The organism is Roseateles sp. P5_E1, assembly GCF_054049335.1.
Genome location: NZ_JBFUMN010000002.1, coordinates 69800 through 87654, shown reverse-complemented (window position 1 = coordinate 87654; position 17855 = coordinate 69800). Strand labels below are relative to the sequence as shown.

The window sequence follows — 17855 nt, the reverse complement described above, 5'->3', positions numbered from 1 at the left end:
TCTAATTTCCACGGACACCTCGATAGGTGGAATTCACCTGGACGAGGGACATGAGCAAGAGACAACGAAGGTACTTCGACGCGGCATTCAAGCTGCAGGTCGTGCAGATGATTCGCGAGCATGGCCTGGGCGTGAGCGAGGTCTGCCGCGACATGAAGCTGGGCGAGCCTCGCCATGAGGCGGTGGCAAGATCAGGCCCAGCTCGATGAAGAGGCGACCGGCCGGCCTGGCATCGGCAAGCCGCTCRCCGCAGAGCAGCAGCGCATCCGTCAGCTTGAAGCCGAGAACAAGCAGCTGCGAGGCGACGTCGACATCCTAAAAAAGCATCGGCCTTCTTCGCCCGGGAACTGCGCTGAGTCACCGACTCGTCGAGCAGTTGAGCAAGAAGGCCATCACTGTGGGCCGCCGCACGCAACTCAAGGCAGGGTTCGCCGCCAGCGGCCGGGTGTACGGCAGCCGCTGGCTGTGTGCGGCGCTGCGCGCCAAGGGTCCGCGGCTGGGGCGACACGGTGCGTCGGCTGATGCGCGAGCACCGGCTGCACGCGCTGTGGAGGCGCAAGTTCATTCACACCACCGTCAGTGGCCATGTGTTGCCCGTCTCCGACAACGTGCTGGCGAGGCGCTTTGATCCCAGCGGCCCCAACCAGGCCTGGGTGAGCGGCATCACCTACATCCGCACGCGCAGCGGCTGGCTGTACCTGGCGGTAGTGCTGGACCTGTACGCGCGCAAAGTCGTGGGTGGGCGATGGCACCGAGCATGCACGCCGAGTTGGTCTGCGCGGCGTTGCAACTGGCCATCGCGCAACGTCACCCGGCGCCAGGGCTGATCGTGCATTCGGACCGGGGCAGTCAGTACGCCAGTGCGCTGCATCAGGGGCTTCTGGCTCGCTACGGCCTGGTCGGCACATGAGCCGCAAGGGCAACTGCTGGGACAACGCGGTGATGGAGCGCTTCTTCCTGAGCCTCAAGACCGAGCGCGTCTGGCAACGCGCCTGCGCCAACCACTCCGAGGCCATGACCGACATCGCCGACTACACCGTGGACTTCTACAACAGCGTGCGCCCGCACTCAAACTGGGCAACCTGCTACCCAATGCCTTCGAGCAGCAATCGGCAGTCAAACAACCTATCGCTGTGTCCGAGAAAACTTGATCAGCACAATACGCCGCCCCGACGACGTACGTACGGGGAAGTGGGGCCGTCCCGTACGTGCGGGCAGAGGCGCGCTCCGTAGGCGCCTTGGGGGTAAGAAGCGCGTAAGAAGCGCTATAGGCCGCCACTGAAGCTTAGAAAGCAGAAAAGCCACCGCTAGGGTGGCTTTCGTGTCTAAGTGCTTTCGCGCTTGGACTATTTTTGGTGGCGCTTCAGGGACTCGAACCCCGGACCTGTGGATTATGATTCCATCGCTCTAACCAACTGAGCTAAAGCGCCTGAGCCGGCTATTCTAAGCGAAGTTTTTGGAGGCTGGCAAGCTGTCGCGAAAGATCACAGCGTGGGCTCGCGCAGGTAGGCTTGCAGCGGCTTGCCCGGCAGGCGCTTCAGGCCCTCGACGACCCGGGTGGCGTTGAACACGGCGCCGGCGTCATTGGTGTGGGTGCGGGCGTCGGCGAAATAGGCGTCGACGCGCTCGGCACCGATGACGCGATAGGCCTCGGTCACCAGCATCGTCAGGTCGATGAACTGGGCGCCGTTCTCGCGTGCCACCTGCTCGCCCCAGGCGGTGTAGTTCTCGAAGTCGCGCGGCTGGCCCGTCTGCCAGCGGTCCTTGTGCGGGATGGGCGACAGCACGACGACATGGGCTCCCTTGGCCTTCGCATCGTTGATGTAGCGGGCCAGGTACCAGCCGAAGCTCTGCACCATCTCCTTGCTGCCGTCAGGCCGCGTGTCCTCGACCGCCTCCGGGCCGATGCCGAGCACCGAGCCGCGGTTCTTGCCAGCCGGGTCGCCGATGCGGGCGCCGTCGTTGTGGCCGAACTGGATCAGCAGCGTGTCGCCCGCCTTAAGTTGCTCCAGCACCGAGGCCCAGCGCCCTTCGGTGAAGAAGGTGCGGCTGCTGCGGCCGCCGATGGCGTTGTTGACGATGTTGATGCGCTGGGTGTCGAAGAAGGGTGCGAGTCGCTCACCCCAGCCATAGGCGCCGTTCTGGCCGCCGCTGCGCACGGTGGAGTCGCCAATCAGCACGAGGCTGGGCAGCTTGGGATCGCGAGGCGCTTCGACCTTGACCTTGCGCGCGTCGACGACGGGCCGGTCGTCTGAGCCGTCGGGCGCGAAGCGACGGGTGTAGAAGGCGTCCGGCAGCACCTTGTTCTGGATCAGCCCGGCGATGACGAGCTGCGCGTTGACCGCCGCGCCGAGCCAGTTGGTGTGTACGGTCTCCTGCGGCGTGTCGGCAGGGAAGAGCTTCTCGACCGTGGCCTTGCCGAGCGCCTCATAGCGCAACGCGCCCCATTCGTTGAGGTCGATGAAGGTCACGCCCTCCTGCCTGGCCACCTCGGCGGCCCAAGCCGCGAAATTACCGCCGGCGCGCGTCACCTTCACACCATCAGCCTCCCAGCGCTTGCGGATCACGGGCGAGCAGACGACGGGTGTGGCGCCGGCCGCGCGGATCTCGGCGATGTAGCCGCGCAGATAGGCGCCGTAGGTGTAGACCGTCTCCGGCTTGCCAGTCAGCTGGTTGTCGATGTCTTCCTTCTCCGACCCCGTGCCGCGCAACACGCCGCGGGCGCGGCTGTTGTCGTTGACGGGGCTGGCGTCGTTGTGGCCGAACTGCATGACCACCCAGTCGCCTCGCTTGATGAAGGGCTTGGTGCGGTCCCAATGGCCGCTGCTGCGGTAGGTGCGGCTGGAGAGGCCGCCCACAGCGCGGTTGACGACGTTGATCTTGTTCGCGTCGAAGTAGGCGGCGATCGGGTTGCCCCAGCCCCACTGACCTTCGGCTCCCTTGCCCTGGCCGTCGTCCTGGCCATTGCGCACCGTCGAGTCGCCGATGAGGATCAGCGACGGCAGTTCGGGCTTGGCTGGCTCGGGCAGCTTGACCTGGGCGCGGGCGGGGTCGGTGCTGGCGGTGAAGGTCTGGGCCTGTGTCAGGGGCAAGGCGAACAGTGAGAGCAAGGCGATGAGCGTGCGGATCATGGCGCGCATGCTAGGAGCAGGCCGGGCCAGGACGGCGCAAGTTCTTGAGCGATTGAGGCCCAGCAACATCGCGCAACAGAGCGAGTCCTAGAGTCGCGCCACTTCTACCGGGCACCCATCATGTCGCTTCGCAAGACCTCCCTGCTGCTGTGCCTGCTGTTGGCCACGGCGTCCACCTGGGCACAGATCGGCCAGCGCTTCCCGTCCGAGAAGCGCGTCGTTCCTGACCCCGTCACCGGCACGCCGCTGACCTTCCTGACCACGCTGCCGCGCGGCGACTCGAAGATCTACCCTAGCCATCCGCAGTGGACGGCCGACGGCCAGTGGCTGGTGTTCCGCTCCAACCGCGTCAAGGGCGAAGCCATCGCCGTCAACGAGGCCAGCGGCGAGATGGTGCAGGTGACCGAAGGCGGCTATGACGGCATGCTCAACCTTGCGCAGTCGGGCGGCAACAAGCTCTATTTCTTGCGGCCCGACAGGAAGGGCGCCCCCAAGGCCATGCAGGCCATCGAGGTGGACTTGGACCGCGTCTTCGCCGACAGCCGCGCCGGCATGATCAAGCCGGCCAGCAGCTACCAGCGCGTCATCGGTACGCTGCCGGCTGAACTGGAGGCGTTCGGCGACAACGCGCTCGACGCCGACGGCCAGTGGTTTTACTTCCGCATCCAGGGCAAGGCCTACGCCGGCGCGCGGCTGCCCGCCGGTACCAAGATCGAGCCACCTTTCGGCCCGCGCGGCATGGGCGCCGGCCCGCATGCCATCGGCAAGATCAACGTGCAGACGGGCGAGATCCGCCACGTCGTCTCGGTGCCCTTCCAGATCGGCCACATCCAGAGCAACAGCTGGAACCCGGGCGAGCTGGTGTTCAGCTGGGAGACGGGCGGCAAGTCGCCGCAGCGGACCTGGACGGTCAAGGGCGACGGCACGGGCCTGCGGCCGCTCTACCCGGAAGCGCCGTATGAATGGGTCACGCACGAGGCCTTCATCGGCAAGGACGAGGTGGCGCTGGCCATCATGGGCCACCGCGCTATTCCCGGCGTCGTTGATCCGAGCCGGCCGGCCGCCACCGACGTGGGCGGCGCCAACCCCGGTCAGGACGCCGCCTGGGGCGATGCCGGCACGCGCGAGAAGCCGACGGGCCTGGCCATCGTCAACCTGCGCACGCGGGAGATGACGATTGCGGGCCAGACACCCTCGGGCAGCGGCTTGTGGCATGTCCACGGCTCGTCAGACGGGCGCTTTGCGGTTGGCGACGACTTCAGCCGCAGCCTCTACCTGATCGACCGCAAGACGCGCGAAATGATCCTGCTGACCACCGGCCACAAGACGACGGCGCGCGACCACCCGCACCCGACCTTCAGCCCGGACGGCAAGAAGATCCAGATCCAGTCCGCCATGCTCGCCGCGGACGGACGCGAGATGAATATCTGCACCGTGCCGGTACCCCAGGCTTGGGTCGAGCGCAAGCCGTGAGCTTGTACGCTGACGGTTCGACGCCAATATTCAAATATTGATATTCGATTCGTTCGAATGAAACCGTCGCGGGCGGGTTTGTTGATATTGAAAATCGGGCGCCATATTGCCTAACGCTCAAATTGCCGGCACGCGGCTGGCGCATGGCCGCATCACTGGCCATTGGGCCGTTGCGCGCTCAGCCGCTGGGCCGGGTTAATCAGGAATTTGAGCGAATCTGCGCCTTTCAAGGGTTTTTGCGGAGTCAAAGCAATCACGGTCGTGATTCTTTGCCGGCGTGTGAACACAGCGCAAAACCGGCCCCTAGACTGTCTTCGGGGCATTAAAGAGAGCCTTTTCGAGTTCTCCCCGGTTGATATTTTCGGAGACAGACAAAATGCTGAAGAAGATTCACGGTGGTTCGCCGGTTTCGCGTTGGACGCCGCTGGCCCTGGCTATCTCGGCGGCCCTGGCCGGCCAGGCGCACGCCCAGCAGCCCGCCGCGCCGGCTGATGCCGCTTCGGCACCTGCGGCCGCCGACAAGGCCAAGGCCCAGCAACTCGACACGGTCACCGTCACCGGCATCCGCCGCTCCATCCAGAGCGCCATCGACCGCAAGCGCAACGCCTCCACCGTCAGCGACAGCATCGTTGCGGAAGACATCGACCAGTTCCCGGACAAGAACGTCGGTGAGGCGCTGTCGCGCATCACCGGCGTGCAGCTGTCGCGCTCGTTCGGCGAAGGCTCGCAGGTCTCCATCCGCGGCGTTGAGCCCAACCTGAACCGCGTCGAGATCAACGGCATGTCGGTGCTGGGCACCGCCGGCACCGCGGGCCGGGGCGCCGAGCTGCGCGAGCTGGCGTCGGAGCTGATCGCCTCCATCGACGTCATCAAGGGCTCCACCGCCGACCTGACCGAAGGCGGCATCGGCGGCACGGTGCGCATCACGACGCGCAAGCCGCTGGACTTCACCAAGCGCACCATCGCCGGCACGCTGTCGGCCGAGCAGGGCAGCCTGCGCGGCGGCACGCAGCCACGCGGCACGCTGCTGCTGGCCGACAAGTTCCTGGACGGCAAGCTGGGCCTGATGGCCAACCTCGTTTACGACAAGATCTACACGCGCGGTGACTTCTCCCGCAACACGTCCTGGGCCTTCCTGCGCGACTGGGACTTCTCGGCCGACAAGACCCTCACCAGCCTGAACGCCAACGCCGCGGCAGTCACCACTTCGGCCGGCTGCAACAGCCTGGCCGCCGCCGACCAGGCGCCCTGCCGGAGCCAGTGGTTCGACTACTCGCCGCGCATCTCGCGCTACGGCATCTGGACCCGCGACCACGAGCGCAGCTCCGCCGAACTGACCGCTCAATACCAGTTCACCAAGGAACTGGACGCCTACGTGAGCTACCAGGCCAACACGCAGGCGCAGCGGCTCAACGACATGAACTACGGCACCGACTTCTCGGCGGTGACGCGGCTGAACTCGGCGGGCAATGCGCCCGTCTACTCGGCCACCGGCGTTCCGTCGGGAGGCACCTGCGTGGCCGCGCCGGCGGCCGCCACGCCGGCCGGCATGACGGTGGAGAACCACCACGTCACGCAGTTCACGGTGGGCAACTGCCTGAACGTGGCCGGCCAGGGTGGCCAGGGCGCGTTCAGCACGTCGGCACGCGATTTCGCGTTGGACGTCAAGTCCAAGTACACCTCCGCGGGCTTCAAGTTCAAGAACGACAAGTGGCGCGTCGAAGGCCTGCTGGGTGACTCCAAGTCGGACTACAAGAGCGAGAGCAACAACATCGTGCTGACGCAGAACGCGCCCGGCCTGGTCGTCAAGCTCGACGCCAACCACCTGCCGCAGTTCACCTTCCCGACGGCCTACAGCCCCGACAACGCGTCGTCCTATGTCCAGGCCCAGCTGCAGTACCGCCCCTCGGCCACGAAGAACACTGAGCGCCAGGGCAAGCTGGACTTCCAGTACAACTTCGACCACAACTTTTTCCAAAGCCTGTGGTTCGGCGGTCAGATGCGCGAATCCACCTCGCGCCAGTACAACGGCGGCGGCTACCTGGTGCAGAACAACGGCAGCCTCGCCGCCACCAACGAGGCGGTGGACATCAACGCCCGCACGGCCAACGTCAACCAGACCCTCATCTGGGACCCGCTCTACACCGGCGCGGCACAACGCCCGAACGACGCGCAGACCTTCATCAACAGCGGCTTCAAGACGTCTTATGTGACCGGCGCGCGCATGCAGGAGGTCGTCAACACGATCCGCACGAAGTCGCCCGGCACCTTCATGGGCGGCTATGGCGACGTCTCTGGCGTTCCCACCAACTGGACGGCCCCGAGCTACGCGGCCACGGTGGCATCGAACATCTTCGATACCAGCGATTTCTCCCACAAGTACCTGTACGAGACGCCCGGCAGCGACGGCAAAACCTATCCGCAGATCCCGGCCTTCGACATCACCGAGAAGATCAAGTCGGGCTATGCCCGGCTGGATTGGGGTACCGAGATTTTCGGCCTGCCGCTGGACGGCAATGTCGGCGTTCGCTACACCCGCACCGACGTTACATCGACCGGCTTGCAGGTGGATCGCACCTGCGATCCGGCCGCTGTGTCGACCTGCTCAGTCCTTGTGAACAGCAACAAGGTGGTGTCGCTCAGCAACAGCTATAACGACGTGCTGCCCAGCCTGAACGCCACGCTGCAGTTGCTTAACGGCAAGCTGTTGGTGCGCGGCGGTGCGGCCAAGGTGATGGCGCGTCCGGCGATCGACCTGCTGGCGCCCAACGTCACCTGCACGACCGGCAGTGGTAGCCCCGCGCGCCCTGGCGGCGACGGCACCGACGACTGCACGGCCGGCAACCCCGACCTCAAGCCCTACCGCGCCACCAAGTACGACCTGAGCCTGGAGTACTACCCCAGCCGCGACACGCAGGTCAGCCTGGCCACCTTCCGCACCGAGATCGGCACCTATGTGCGTACCGGCGTCTACCGGCCGAGCGTGAACTTCTACGGCGACGGTCGGCTGTTCGACGTGACCCAGGCCGTCAACGGCGAGGGTGCCAAGACGCAGGGCATCGAGCTGGCGGGCCGCACGGCCTTGTCCTTCCTGCCGGGCTGGCTGGGCAACTTCGGCGTGGATGCCAACTACACGCGCATGGCGTTCAGCTACGCCAAGGGCAACGAACTCATCAGCCCGCTGGACAACTCGGTTCTGCCTTACCCAGGCATGTCGAAGAATTCCTACAACCTGGGCCTGTGGTACGACGACGGCAACTTCAACGCGCGCCTGGCCTACGCTTATCGCGACAAGTACTACACCGGCGGCAACGACGTGTCGGGCAATCCCAACTTCAGCGACAAGACCGGCTACCTGGACGCCAAGATCCAGTGGAAGGCGACGAAGAACTTCACGCTGGCTCTGGAAGCCAAGAACCTGACCAACCAGGCCGAGCTGACCTATGCCGGCGACCTGGGCCGGCCCAACGAGCTGGCCTGGTCGGGCCGCCGCTACTACGTCACACTGGGCTACAAGCTCTGACCTGAATTGGACTCCCGGGCCGGCATGGCCTCTGTGTTGCGCTGATCGCGCACCGGCCCCCGCCTCCGCTGGGGCCGCTTTTTTTGACCGCCACCATGAGTCTTCTGCGCCATCTCCTCGTCTGCTGCCTGTTGTTGGCCGGCGCAGCTCAAGCACAGCCCAGGCAGATGGAGAGGCTTGATCGCGGCGTCGTTGCGTTGACGACTTCGTCCGGCGTGTTCGTCAGCTGGCGCCTGTTGGGCACCGAGCCGGCCGGCGTGCGTTTCAACGTCTACCGCGACGGCCAGCGCGTCACCCACGAGCCTCAGGCGCTGACCAACCTGGTCGATGCACAAGGCCGCAGCGACAGCCTCTATACCGTGCGCGCCGTTGTGGGCGGCCAGGAGCAGCCTGCGTCCGCCGCCACCGCGCCGTGGAGCCAGCCCTATCTGCGCGTGCCGCTGCAAAAGCCCGAAGGCGGCGTGACGCCCGACGGCTTGGCCTACCGCTACGAGGCCAACGACGGCGCAGCGGCCGACCTCGACGGCGACGGCCAATACGAACTCGTCGTGAAATGGCAGCCTACCAACGCGCATGACAACTCGCACAAGGGCCACACAGGCCACACGCTGCTGGACGCCTACAAGCTCGACGGCACGCGGCTGTGGCGCATCGACCTCGGGCCCAACATCCGCGCCGGCGCCCACTACACCAGCTTCCTCGCCTACGACTTCGATGGTGACGGCAAGGCCGAGCTCATGATGAAGACGGCCGATGGCACGGTGGATGGTGCGGGCAAGGTGATTGGCGACGCCAAGGCCGATTACCGCAACGAGGCGGGCTATGTGCTGGCCGGCCCCGAGTTCCTGACCGTGTTCAACGGCTTGACCGGCGCTGCCATGGCCACTGCGGACTACACACCGCCACGCGGTGACGTGGCCGCCTGGGGCGATGCCTACGGCAATCGCGTCGACCGCTTTCTGGCCGGCGTGGCCTACCTGGATGGCCAGCGCCCCAGCGCGGTGTTCTCGCGCGGCTACTACACCCGCGCCGTGCTGGCCGCCTGGGACTGGCGCGATGGCAAGCTGACTCAGCGGTGGGTGTTCGACAGCGACGCGGATGCTGCGAGCACGCCCGCTGCGGGCCAGGGCGCGCATTGGTTCTCGGTGGCCGACGTCAACGGCGACGGCCTGGACGACATCATCTACGGCGCTGCCACCATCTCCGGCACCGGCAAGCTGCTCTACAGCACCGGCCTGTGCCACGGCGACGCGCTGCACGTCAGCGCCTTCGACCCGGCGCGCGAGGGCCAGCAAGTTTTCATGGTTCACGAGACTCCGCGCTGCTACGGCGAGCATGGGCTGGAGATGCACGACGCCGCCACCGGCAAGCTGCTGTGGAGCATGTCCGGCAAGAACACCGACGTAGGCCGCGGTGTCTGCTTCGACATCGACCCGGCCTACCCCGGCGCCGAATGCTGGGGCTCTGTCGGCGGCCTGATGAGCGCTGGCGGCAAGCTCATCAGCGAGCAGCACCCCAACCGCTACAACTTCGCCATCTGGTGGGACGGCGACCTGCTGCGCGAGTCACTGGACCACGTCGCCATCGACAAGTGGAACCCTGCCAGCTTCAAGTTCGAGAACGTGCTGAACGGCAAGAAGTTTGGTGCGGCGTCCAACAACGGCACCAAGGGCAACCCGGTGTTGTCGGCCGACCTGTTCGGCGACTGGCGCGAGGAAGTCGTCTGGCGCAACGAGGACAGCACGGCCCTGCTGGTCTTCTCGACGGCCGTGCCGACTGAGTACCGCCTCGTCACGCTGATGCACGACCCGCAATACCGCGTGCAGGTGGCCGCGCAGAACGCCGGCTACAACCAGCCGCCGCACACCAGCTTCCACCTCGGCCACGGGATGAAGCCGCCGCGCTACCTGCCCATCACCACGCCATGAGGCTGGTCGCGCTGTTGCTTGTTGGGCTGGCCGGCTGCGTCAGCATGGAACCTGCGCCGCGGCCGCTCTACCGCGACCCGGTGCTGGACGGTGCGGCCGACGTGTCGCTCGTCTTCAACCGCGGCCTGAAGCGCTGGGAGATGTTCTACACCAACCGCCGCGCGACGCTGCGGCTGGACGACCCCAAGGACGTGACCTGGGTGCACGCCACGCCCATCGGCATCGCGACCACGGACGACGGCAACCACTGGCGCGCATCGGGCGAGGCCAAGTTCCCGGCCGAGTGCACCGGCGTCACGCTGTGGGCGCCCGAGATCCAGGACTTCGACGGCACCTACCACCTGTGGTTGACCATCGTGCCCGGCGTGCACAAGAGCTGGACGGGCGAGCGGCGCATCGAGCACCTGACCAGCACCGACCTGCGCAGCTGGACCTGCGCCGGCCGCGTGGAGCTGGGCTCGCCCAAGGTCATCGACGCGTCCGTCATCCGCGCGCCGCAGGGCGGCTGGCGCATGTGGTTCAAGGACGAGCAGGCCGGCAGCAAACTCACGGTGGCTGACAGCCCCGACATGAAGACGTGGACCGTGCGCGGCCCGGTCAGCCCGCTGCCCGGCGAAGGGCCGACGGTGTTCCAGTTCGCCGGCAAATGGTGGCTGGTGGCCGACCTGTGGAAGGGCCTGCTGGTGCTGCGCTCCGACGACACCGAGCACTGGCAGGAGCAGCCCACGCGACTGCTGGCCGGCATCGGCGAGCACCCCACCGACCGCGCCAAGGGCCAGCACCCGGGCGTCACCGTTGTCGACGGCCGGGCTTACCTCTTCTACTTCACGCACCAGAGCGGCGAGCCCCAGGCCAAAACGGACGACCGCTGGCACCAGCGCACCGTCATCCAGGTCGCGGAGATGAAGCTGCAGGACGGCTGGCTGACCGTGGACCGCAACGCGCCGCCGCCGGACCTGCGTTCCGCATTCAAGGCGCGGTGAAAGGCCATTCATGAACACAGCCACCGAGGCACAGAGGCACGGAGGCAGACGCACTTTCTCTGTGCCTCTGTGGCTCTGTGGCTGTGTCCTGTTCTTTGCGGGAACTGTCCATGCGGCGCTGGACGTCTCGACTCATGCCACGCCTACCAGCCTGCCGCTGGATGGCGCCGTCATCGTTGGCAGCGCGAACGCTGATCCGCTGGAAGCATTCGTTGCGCAAGACCTGGCGGAAGACTTCAAGCGCCTCGGCTTGCGGACTGGCAACAAGGGCGCCGTGCAGATCTGGGTCGGCACGGCCGGCCGGCATGCGCAGATTGACGCCGCCGGCCTCGACCTCAGCAAGCTCAAGAGTTGCTGGGAATGTTTCCAGATTGCGCTGCTGCGCGACCCCGCGCCCGGCGTGAAGCAGGCACTCGTCATCGCCGGCGCCGACCGCCGCGGCACCGCCTACGGCGTCTACACGCTGAGCCAGGCGCTGGGCGTGTCGCCCTGGCATTGGTGGGCGGACGTCGCGCCGCTCAAGCGCGGGCCATTGCATGTCGGCCTGACTGAGCCACTGCACGACGGTCCCGCCGTGAAATACCGCGGCCTCTTCATCAACGACGAGGACTGGGGCCTCTTCCCCTGGGCCTCTCGCACCTTCGAGCCCGAGGCCCGCACGATTGGCCCGCGCACCTACGAGCAGGTCTTCCGCCTGCTGCTGCGCCTGAAGGCCAACACGCTGTGGCCGGCCATGCACCAAGTCTCGGGCGCCTTCAACGCCGATCCGCGCAATGCCGAGCTCGCGCAGCGCTATGGCATCGTCATGGGCTCATCCCACGCGGAGCCGATGCTGCGCAACAACGTCGCCGAGTGGAAGGCGCCGGCCGAGCAGTACAACTACGCAACTCATCCCGAACAGGTGCGCGACTACTGGGCCGAGCGGCTGAAGACGAATGGCCGCTTCGACAACCTCTACACGCTGGGCATGCGCGGCATCCACGACTCTGGTATGCAGGGCGGCGGCACGGTGGCCGAGAAGCAGGCGCTGCTGAACCGCTTGCTGGCCGACCAACGAGAGCTGCTGGCAAAGCACGTAGGCGACCCGGTGACGCTGCCCCAGGTCTTCGTGCCCTACAAGGAAGTGCTGCCTTTGCTGCCCGGGCTGGCCCTGCCCGACGACGTGACGCTGGTCTGGCCCGACGACAACTTCGGCTACATCCGCCAGTTCCCCGACGCGGAGCAGACCAAGCGCTCAGGCGGCTCGGGCGTGTACTACCACCTAAGTTATCTCGGCGCGCCGCTGTCCTATCTGTGGCTGTCCACCACGCCGCCCGCACTCGTCGCCGAAGAAATGGGCCGCGCCTTCGATGCCGGCGCGCAGCGGCTGTGGATCGCCAACGCCGGCGACATCAAGCCGCACGAGGTCAACCTCAGCCACTGGTTCGACCTGGCCTGGAACCCGGCCGCCGTGCGGGCGCAGGGCCAGCAGGCCTACCTTCGTGAGCTGGCGCAGCGGCTCTTCGGCGTTGCTGGCATCGCCGCCGAGATCGCCGCGATTTGGGACGGCTACTACCGCCTCAACTTCGAGCGCCGCCCCGAGCATCTGCAATATCACCTGCCCGGTGAACGCGTGAAGCGCAGTGGCCTGGCGCCCGCCGTCATCGACGAGCGCCTGGATCGCTTCGCCCAGCTGCTTGCCCGCCTGGACGCCGTGCGCCCTCGGATCGCCGCCGCGCAGCGCGACGGTTTCTTCCAACTGGTCGAATACCCGCTGCGCGCTTCGGCCCTGGCCAACGAGCGCTTCTTCGCGTTGGAGCGCTACGCGGCGACGATGGAGCGCGATCCCGCTGGTGCCCGCCGCTTCGCCGCCCAGGCCGTGCGCGCCGATCAGCGCCTCAAGGCCTTGACCGCGCGCTACAACGCGGGCCGCTGGGCCGGCATCCTGGCCGAGGAGCCGGCTGATGGCCTGTGGACCAGCTACCGCCAGCAGGCGCCGCTGCTGCCGGCGGCGGGACTCGGTGGCAGCGCGCCAGWCGCGCTACGGGACCTGGCGCGCGCATCGGCCGATCTCGCCCCGTTGCCGCTCGTCGAGCCCATCGCGCCGCTGCTGCGCGTCACCGCCGCCGAAGGCTGGCGCCTTGTGCTCGGCCTGGGCCGCGGCGATGGCGTGCTCGTCGCCCAACAGCCCGGCGCGCTGTTGACGCTGCAGGCGCCGGCGAGCGACGCGGCCTGCCTGCGCGTCCACTTGCTGCCGACCTATCCGCTCGCCACCGGGGAGCCCTGGCAGGCCGATGTACTTTTCGACGGCCAGATCCACGCGCTGCGCTGGCCGCGTGGCCTACAAGACGTCGCCTGGGGGCAGGGCGTGCTGGCCAACCGCATCACCGCCACGCTGACACTGCCCGAGCGCGCCGCAGGCCCCTTGCATTTGCAGCTCAAGGCCGGCCAGCGCGACCTGATGTTTGACGGCGCCGACCTGGAACCCGGCGCCTGCCGTCCCTGACCGCAAGCCAGACTTCGACACCTTCAGTTGCAGCACCAAGGAATTGACCTATGCGCGAGCGGCTCCCTTCATCGACACCTGCCCTGCTGACCTCATGAAACGCCTTCTGCTCGCCCTTGCCGCCCTGCTCGCCGCCTCGGCCTGCCAAGCCCAGAACCCGCTGGCCCTCGGCAAGGACCTGCGCACCGCCGAYCCCTCCGGCCATGTCTGGCCCGACGGCCGCCTGTGGCTCTACACCTCGCACGACGAGGAATGCCAGGCCGACTTCCACATGAAGGACTGGACCGCCTTCTCGTCCACCGACCTCGTCAACTGGACGAACCACGGCGCGGTGCTGTCGGTCAAGGACCTGAAGTGGGCTGACGACTACGCCTGGGCGCCCGACGCGGCCTACAAGAACGGCAGGTACTACCTCGTCTTCCCCGCCGGCACCGGCGTCAAGGACCGCCAGAACCCGAAGAACAGCACCAAGTGGATGGGCATCGGCATCGCCGAGAGCGACTCGCCCGCCGGCCCCTTCAAGGACATGATCGGCGCGCCGCTGTGGCGCAAGCCTTACGCCAATGATCCGGTGCTGTTCGTCGACGACGACGGCCGCGCCTACCTCTACAGCCGCACATCAGGCGTCAACTACCTGGTGGCGGAGATGGCTGACGACATGCGCAGCATCAAGGGCGAACTGCAGAAGATGGACATGGGCGGCTACGAGCCGCCGATGGAAGGCCCGTGGGTGTTCAAGCGCAACGGCCTGTACTACTTCACCATGCCCGAGCACAACCGCATCCTGACCTACTACACGGGCACCTCGCCCAAAGGCCCGTGGACCTACCGCGGCGTCATCATGGACGCCGAGGGCGGCAACAACCACCACTCCATCGTCCAGTACAAAGGCCAGTGGCTGCTGTTCTATCACCGCTGGCTGGACGTCTCCGGTGCGGCCTGTGCAAAGAAGCAGCGGCACGTGGCGGCGGAGTACCTGCACTTCAATGACGACGGCACGATCCGCAAAGTGGAGCGCACGGAGCAAGGCGTGGGCGACTTCCCGCAGCGCGCCGCGAAGCGCTGAGGGGGAGCGATGAACACTGATGAATCGATCAACGCGCTGGCGCGGCAGGCCCGCGCGCATTGGGAGGCCGGGCGCCTCGACGCGGCCGAGGCCTGCTTTGTCCGAGCCATCGCCGCAGCCGGCGGACAGGCGGGTGTCGCCGACCTGCACGGCCAGCTGGCGGCCGTGATGGACGGTGCCGGCCGTCTGGCCGATGCCGTCGCCCAATCCGAACTGGCGCTGGCGGCAGAACTGGTGCTGGGGCAGGGGGACTCGCAGCCCAGCGTGAAGGTGGCGCGCTACTTTTTGGCGGACCGGCTGCTGCGCCTGGCGGAGACCGGGCGGGCGCTGAAGGTGCTGGCGCCGTCGCTGGCCGCCCTGCCCGATGACTGGCTGCTGAACACCGCGCAGGCCGAGGCGCTGCTGGCCGTCGGCCGCGCCGACGAGGCCAGGGCCGCGGCGCGGCGTGCGCTGGCGAATGCCAGCTCGGACGCCAAGCGTGCCCAGTTGGCCGAACGCCTGCAGGCGGTACTGCGGGATTGATGGCCCGCTCGCTACCGCCGCTGCAGACGGGTCATCCAGAGCAGCAGTACCTTTAGCCAGCGGCTCGTCCGGTGTCTCTTGTGCCTCGCTCGGCCAGGGTGCGCCACACCGTCATGGTGCGAGCCGTGCGGCTTGGCGGCTTGGGGACTCGCCCGGGCGTCAGCAGGTCCATGGCCTGGATGGCGCGAACCAGGAAGGGCAGGGCGAAGAGCAGCGGCATGGCCAGTAGGCGGAGCGCCTGGGGCGTACCCGCCTGGAACTGGTGCAACTGGTGGACGGAGAACGGCAGCGTGAGCGCGTGCTGCGCGAGTTGCATCGTGACCGACTTGTGCCAATCGGCGTCGACGCCACTCATGGCACAGCGCTGGCGGCGGCTCAGATGAAAGTCCGGCGGGTCGCTGCGCCGCAGTCGCAGGCGCAATTCCGCTTGTGGCACAGCCGGCAGCGAAGCCATGTATTCGTGCGCTTCCAGCGCCAGCTGGAGCCGCGCCGCGTCGGCCAGGATGCCGCTGATGGCCGGGTCCGTCGAAGCGATGCCGCCCAGGATCTTCAGGCGGCGCGTGGCGTCATGCAGTTCCCAGAGCCGGATGCGGAAGCTGCGTTCCGAGTCCGGCACTTGATGACCCGCGATGTACTCAAAGGCGTCATGGGCCTCGATGACGCAGCGCGCCAGGGCGCTCATGGACGGCAGATCCCACAGATCGAGAGGCGGCTGCTGGGTGGGGTCAGGCGCCAGCCGGCGCAAGGCGATGCCGTGGGACAGCAGCTTGGCGAAGATCTGTTCGCCATAGCTGACATGCACAGCCGAGAGGGGCTGGCCGGTCAGGGCCGCGGAAACCGCCTTGCCATGTTCGAGCACGGCGTCGAACTCGCGCAGCTTGGAACGGTAGTCAGCCCAGGTATTGATCTCTTGCAGCATGCTTGCTTTATTGCCCCGACAAGCGCGCAAGGTTAGGCGAAGTTTGGGTTGCCCAGTTTCTCGCCCATCCAGCGGGCTGCCAGCGCTGGCCATTGATCCTGCGTGCCGGCCAGTTCCCGCAGCGCGAAGCCGTGTTTGGCCTGCGGGAAGACATGGGCCTCGACGTCGAGCCGGTGTTGCTGGGCCGCGGCGATCAGGTTGAGTGCATGGGCGACGGGCACGACGGGGTCGTGCAGCGCATAGGCCAGGAACGCCGGGCAGCGCGGCAGGCCATGGGGCTCGCTCGCGATGCCGATGGGCCAGGCGTCGTAGAAGGCCTGCTTCTCGGGCGGCGGAAAGTCGGGTTTGCCGGGCGGGAACTTGTGGTCACGGTGGTTGGCGTTGAGGGGAGCGTAGGCGATGACGGCGCCCGCCGATTCCCGCTGGCAGGCCATGACGCCGGCCAGATGGCCGCCGGAGGAGAGGCCCACGTGCAGCAGCGGCAGCGGCGGCAGCGTGGCGAGGTGATCCAGCGCGAGCAGACCGTCCTGCAGCGCGATGTCGAAGGGCTGGCCGTCCTGACCGGGCAGGCGATGCACCAGCACATGGGCGTCCAGCCCCAGCGTGTTCAGCCACTGCGCGATCTCGACGCCTTCCTTGTCGTGCATCAGCTGCAGGTAGCCGCCGCCGGCGTAGACGAGGGCACGGCCGCGCGCCGGTGAGGGCGACGGATAGGCGTGCAGCTCGGCCCGCGTCGGGCGGCGGCAGATGCGGTCGGGCGATTCGCCGTCAAAGACATTCGGCGCGCCGGCTGACAGGGCAATGAGGTTCATCGTTTCTCGGGCAGCGGCAGGCCGAAGTCCGGCATGCCGTCGGCCGTGAAGGCGAGCGGCTGCACGCGGGTGGCGCGGCCGGTGTCCTTCAGCGGGTCGCCGACGATGTCGCGGTAGCTGCGGGCATGGAAGACGTTCAGCACGGTGCCATCCGGCTCGGTGACGAAGCTGTTGTGGCCGGGGCCGTAAATGCCGTTCTCCGGGCTGCTGACGAACACCGGGCCGGGCGACTTGCGCCAGTTCTTCGCGTCCAACAGGTCGGCGTTCTCGTCGGCCCACAGCAGGCCCAGGCAGTACTCGGCGCCGGTGCCGGCGGCCGAGTAGGTCATGAAGACGCGGCCGCCGTGGATGAGCACAGCCGGCGCCTCGTTGACGAAGTGGCGCACCTTCTCCCAGGCGTAGTCGGGCTGGCTCAGCCGCACCTGCGGGCCTTGCAGTTCGGTCGGGCTCTTCATGCTTGAGATGAAGATGTCGGTGCTGTGGTTCTTCTTCGCCGGGTCGGTCTGGGCCCAGGCCATGTAGCGCCGGCCGCGGTGCTCGAAGACGGTGGCGTCCAGCGTGAAGGTCTCCCATTGCGTCCTGATCTGGCCGCGCTCGGTCCACTCGCCCTGCATGGGGTCGGGCGACGCGTTCTCGAGCACCCACAGGCGGATCTTCCACGGCTCCTTTGCTTCACCGGCGCTGAAGTAGATGAACCAGCGGTTGTCGATGAAGTGCAGCTCGGGCGCCCAGATGTGGTGGCTCATCGGGCCCTGCTCGTGCCGGCGCCAGATCACTTTCGGCTCGGCAGTGGCGAGGCCAGCGATGCTGCGCGCGCGGCGCAGCTCCAGCCGGTCGTATTCGGGCACCGTGGCCATCAGGTAGACCCAATCGCCGCGGCGCAGGATCTGCGGGTCGGCGCGCTGGGCGACCAACGGGTTGGGCCAGGATGTGGGCTGGGCGCCGGCGGGCAGGGCCGTGGCGAGCAGTGCAGTGGTCAGCAGCTGGCGGCGGGTGAGGTTTGCAGCAGACAT

11 protein-coding genes, 1 tRNA gene and 1 pseudogene are annotated in these 17855 nt (G+C 67.2%); 8 read left to right on the top strand and 5 right to left on the bottom strand.

The window, feature by feature from the left end; genetic code table 11:
• Positions 1-50 precede the first annotated feature (50 nt).
• Positions 51-1151: pseudogene (locus ACXJKJ_RS03045) on the top strand (IS3 family transposase).
• 202 nt (positions 1152-1353) lie between these two features.
• Here the strand turns inward: ACXJKJ_RS03045 and ACXJKJ_RS03040 are convergent.
• Both ACXJKJ_RS03040 and ACXJKJ_RS03035 read right to left on the bottom strand, forming a co-directional pair.
• Positions 1354-1430: transfer RNA gene (locus ACXJKJ_RS03040), tRNA-Met, on the bottom strand.
• 54 nt (positions 1431-1484) lie between these two features.
• Entirely contained in the window at positions 1485-3131 is a 1647-nt protein-coding gene (locus ACXJKJ_RS03035; protein WP_457389072.1) for a rhamnogalacturonan acetylesterase, read from the bottom strand.
• A gap of 120 nt (positions 3132-3251) precedes the next feature.
• On the opposite strand from ACXJKJ_RS03035, the gene ACXJKJ_RS03030 reads away from it, so the two are divergent.
• The 7 genes from ACXJKJ_RS03030 to ACXJKJ_RS03000 all read left to right on the top strand — a co-directional run bounded on the left by ACXJKJ_RS03030 (position 3252) and on the right by ACXJKJ_RS03000 (position 15111).
• Complete coding sequence (locus ACXJKJ_RS03030; protein WP_457389071.1) at positions 3252-4604, top strand: hypothetical protein; 1353 nt, start codon at positions 3252-3254, stop codon at positions 4602-4604.
• Between the two features lie 376 nt (positions 4605-4980).
• Complete coding sequence (locus ACXJKJ_RS03025) at positions 4981-8127, top strand: TonB-dependent receptor (protein ID WP_457389070.1); 3147 nt, start codon at positions 4981-4983, stop codon at positions 8125-8127.
• 95 nt (positions 8128-8222) lie between these two features.
• Positions 8223-10055: a rhamnogalacturonan lyase gene (locus ACXJKJ_RS03020; RefSeq protein ID WP_457389069.1), complete on the top strand. Its 1833-nt coding sequence runs from the start codon at positions 8223-8225 to the stop codon at positions 10053-10055.
• Positions 10052-11038, top strand: a complete 987-nt coding sequence (locus tag ACXJKJ_RS03015; RefSeq protein WP_457389068.1) for a hypothetical protein — start codon at positions 10052-10054, stop codon at positions 11036-11038. The genes ACXJKJ_RS03020 and ACXJKJ_RS03015 overlap by 4 nt, the downstream gene beginning before the upstream one ends.
• Positions 11039-11099: 61 nt before the next feature.
• Positions 11100-13523 carry a glycosyl hydrolase 115 family protein gene (locus tag ACXJKJ_RS03010; protein ID WP_457389067.1) on the top strand — a complete coding sequence of 808 codons (2424 nt, stop codon included), beginning with the start codon at positions 11100-11102 and terminating at the stop codon, positions 13521-13523.
• Positions 13524-13617: 94 nt separating this feature from the next.
• Positions 13618-14589, top strand: coding sequence for a family 43 glycosylhydrolase (locus tag ACXJKJ_RS03005; RefSeq protein WP_457389066.1), 972 nt, complete (start codon positions 13618-13620; stop codon positions 14587-14589).
• A 9-nt stretch (positions 14590-14598) separates the two neighbouring features.
• Entirely contained in the window at positions 14599-15111 is a 513-nt protein-coding gene (locus tag ACXJKJ_RS03000; protein ID WP_457389065.1) for a hypothetical protein, read from the top strand.
• A 52-nt stretch (positions 15112-15163) separates the two neighbouring features.
• Here the strand turns inward: ACXJKJ_RS03000 and ACXJKJ_RS02995 are convergent, their stop codons facing one another.
• From ACXJKJ_RS02995 to ACXJKJ_RS02985, 3 genes are read right to left on the bottom strand one after another with little or no spacing between them, the layout of a single operon-like run.
• Positions 15164-16030 carry a hypothetical protein gene (locus ACXJKJ_RS02995; protein WP_457389064.1) on the bottom strand — a complete coding sequence of 289 codons (867 nt, stop codon included), beginning with the start codon at positions 16028-16030 and terminating at the stop codon, positions 15164-15166.
• A 32-nt stretch (positions 16031-16062) separates the two neighbouring features.
• On the bottom strand, positions 16063-16842 hold the full coding sequence (locus ACXJKJ_RS02990) for an alpha/beta hydrolase (RefSeq protein ID WP_457389063.1): 780 nt from the start codon (positions 16840-16842) through the stop codon (positions 16063-16065).
• On the bottom strand, positions 16839-17855 hold the full coding sequence (locus ACXJKJ_RS02985; RefSeq protein ID WP_457389062.1) for a glycoside hydrolase family 43 protein: 1017 nt from the start codon (positions 17853-17855) through the stop codon (positions 16839-16841). Before ACXJKJ_RS02985 ends, ACXJKJ_RS02990 begins: the two co-directional genes overlap by 4 nt.

Bases quoted from the DNA above. Each gene is read 5' to 3' on its own strand.
- ACXJKJ_RS03015 (WP_457389068.1), top strand. From the start codon at position 10,052: ATGAGGCTGGTCGCGCTGTTGCTTGTTGGGCTGGCCGGCTGCGTCAGC.
- ACXJKJ_RS03020 (WP_457389069.1), top strand. From the start codon at position 8,223: ATGAGTCTTCTGCGCCATCTCCTCGTCTGCTGCCTGTTGTTGGCCGGC.
- ACXJKJ_RS02995 (WP_457389064.1), bottom strand. From the start codon at position 16,030: ATGCTGCAAGAGATCAATACCTGGGCTGACTACCGTTCCAAGCTGCGC.
- ACXJKJ_RS02990 (WP_457389063.1), bottom strand. From the start codon at position 16,842: ATGAACCTCATTGCCCTGTCAGCCGGCGCGCCGAATGTCTTTGACGGC.
- ACXJKJ_RS03035 (WP_457389072.1), bottom strand. From the start codon at position 3,131: ATGATCCGCACGCTCATCGCCTTGCTCTCACTGTTCGCCTTGCCCCTG.
- ACXJKJ_RS03030 (WP_457389071.1), top strand. From the start codon at position 3,252: ATGTCGCTTCGCAAGACCTCCCTGCTGCTGTGCCTGCTGTTGGCCACG.
- ACXJKJ_RS03000 (WP_457389065.1), top strand. From the start codon at position 14,599: ATGAACACTGATGAATCGATCAACGCGCTGGCGCGGCAGGCCCGCGCG.
- ACXJKJ_RS02985 (WP_457389062.1), bottom strand. From the start codon at position 17,855: ATGTCTGCTGCAAACCTCACCCGCCGCCAGCTGCTGACCACTGCACTG.
- ACXJKJ_RS03025 (WP_457389070.1), top strand. From the start codon at position 4,981: ATGCTGAAGAAGATTCACGGTGGTTCGCCGGTTTCGCGTTGGACGCCG.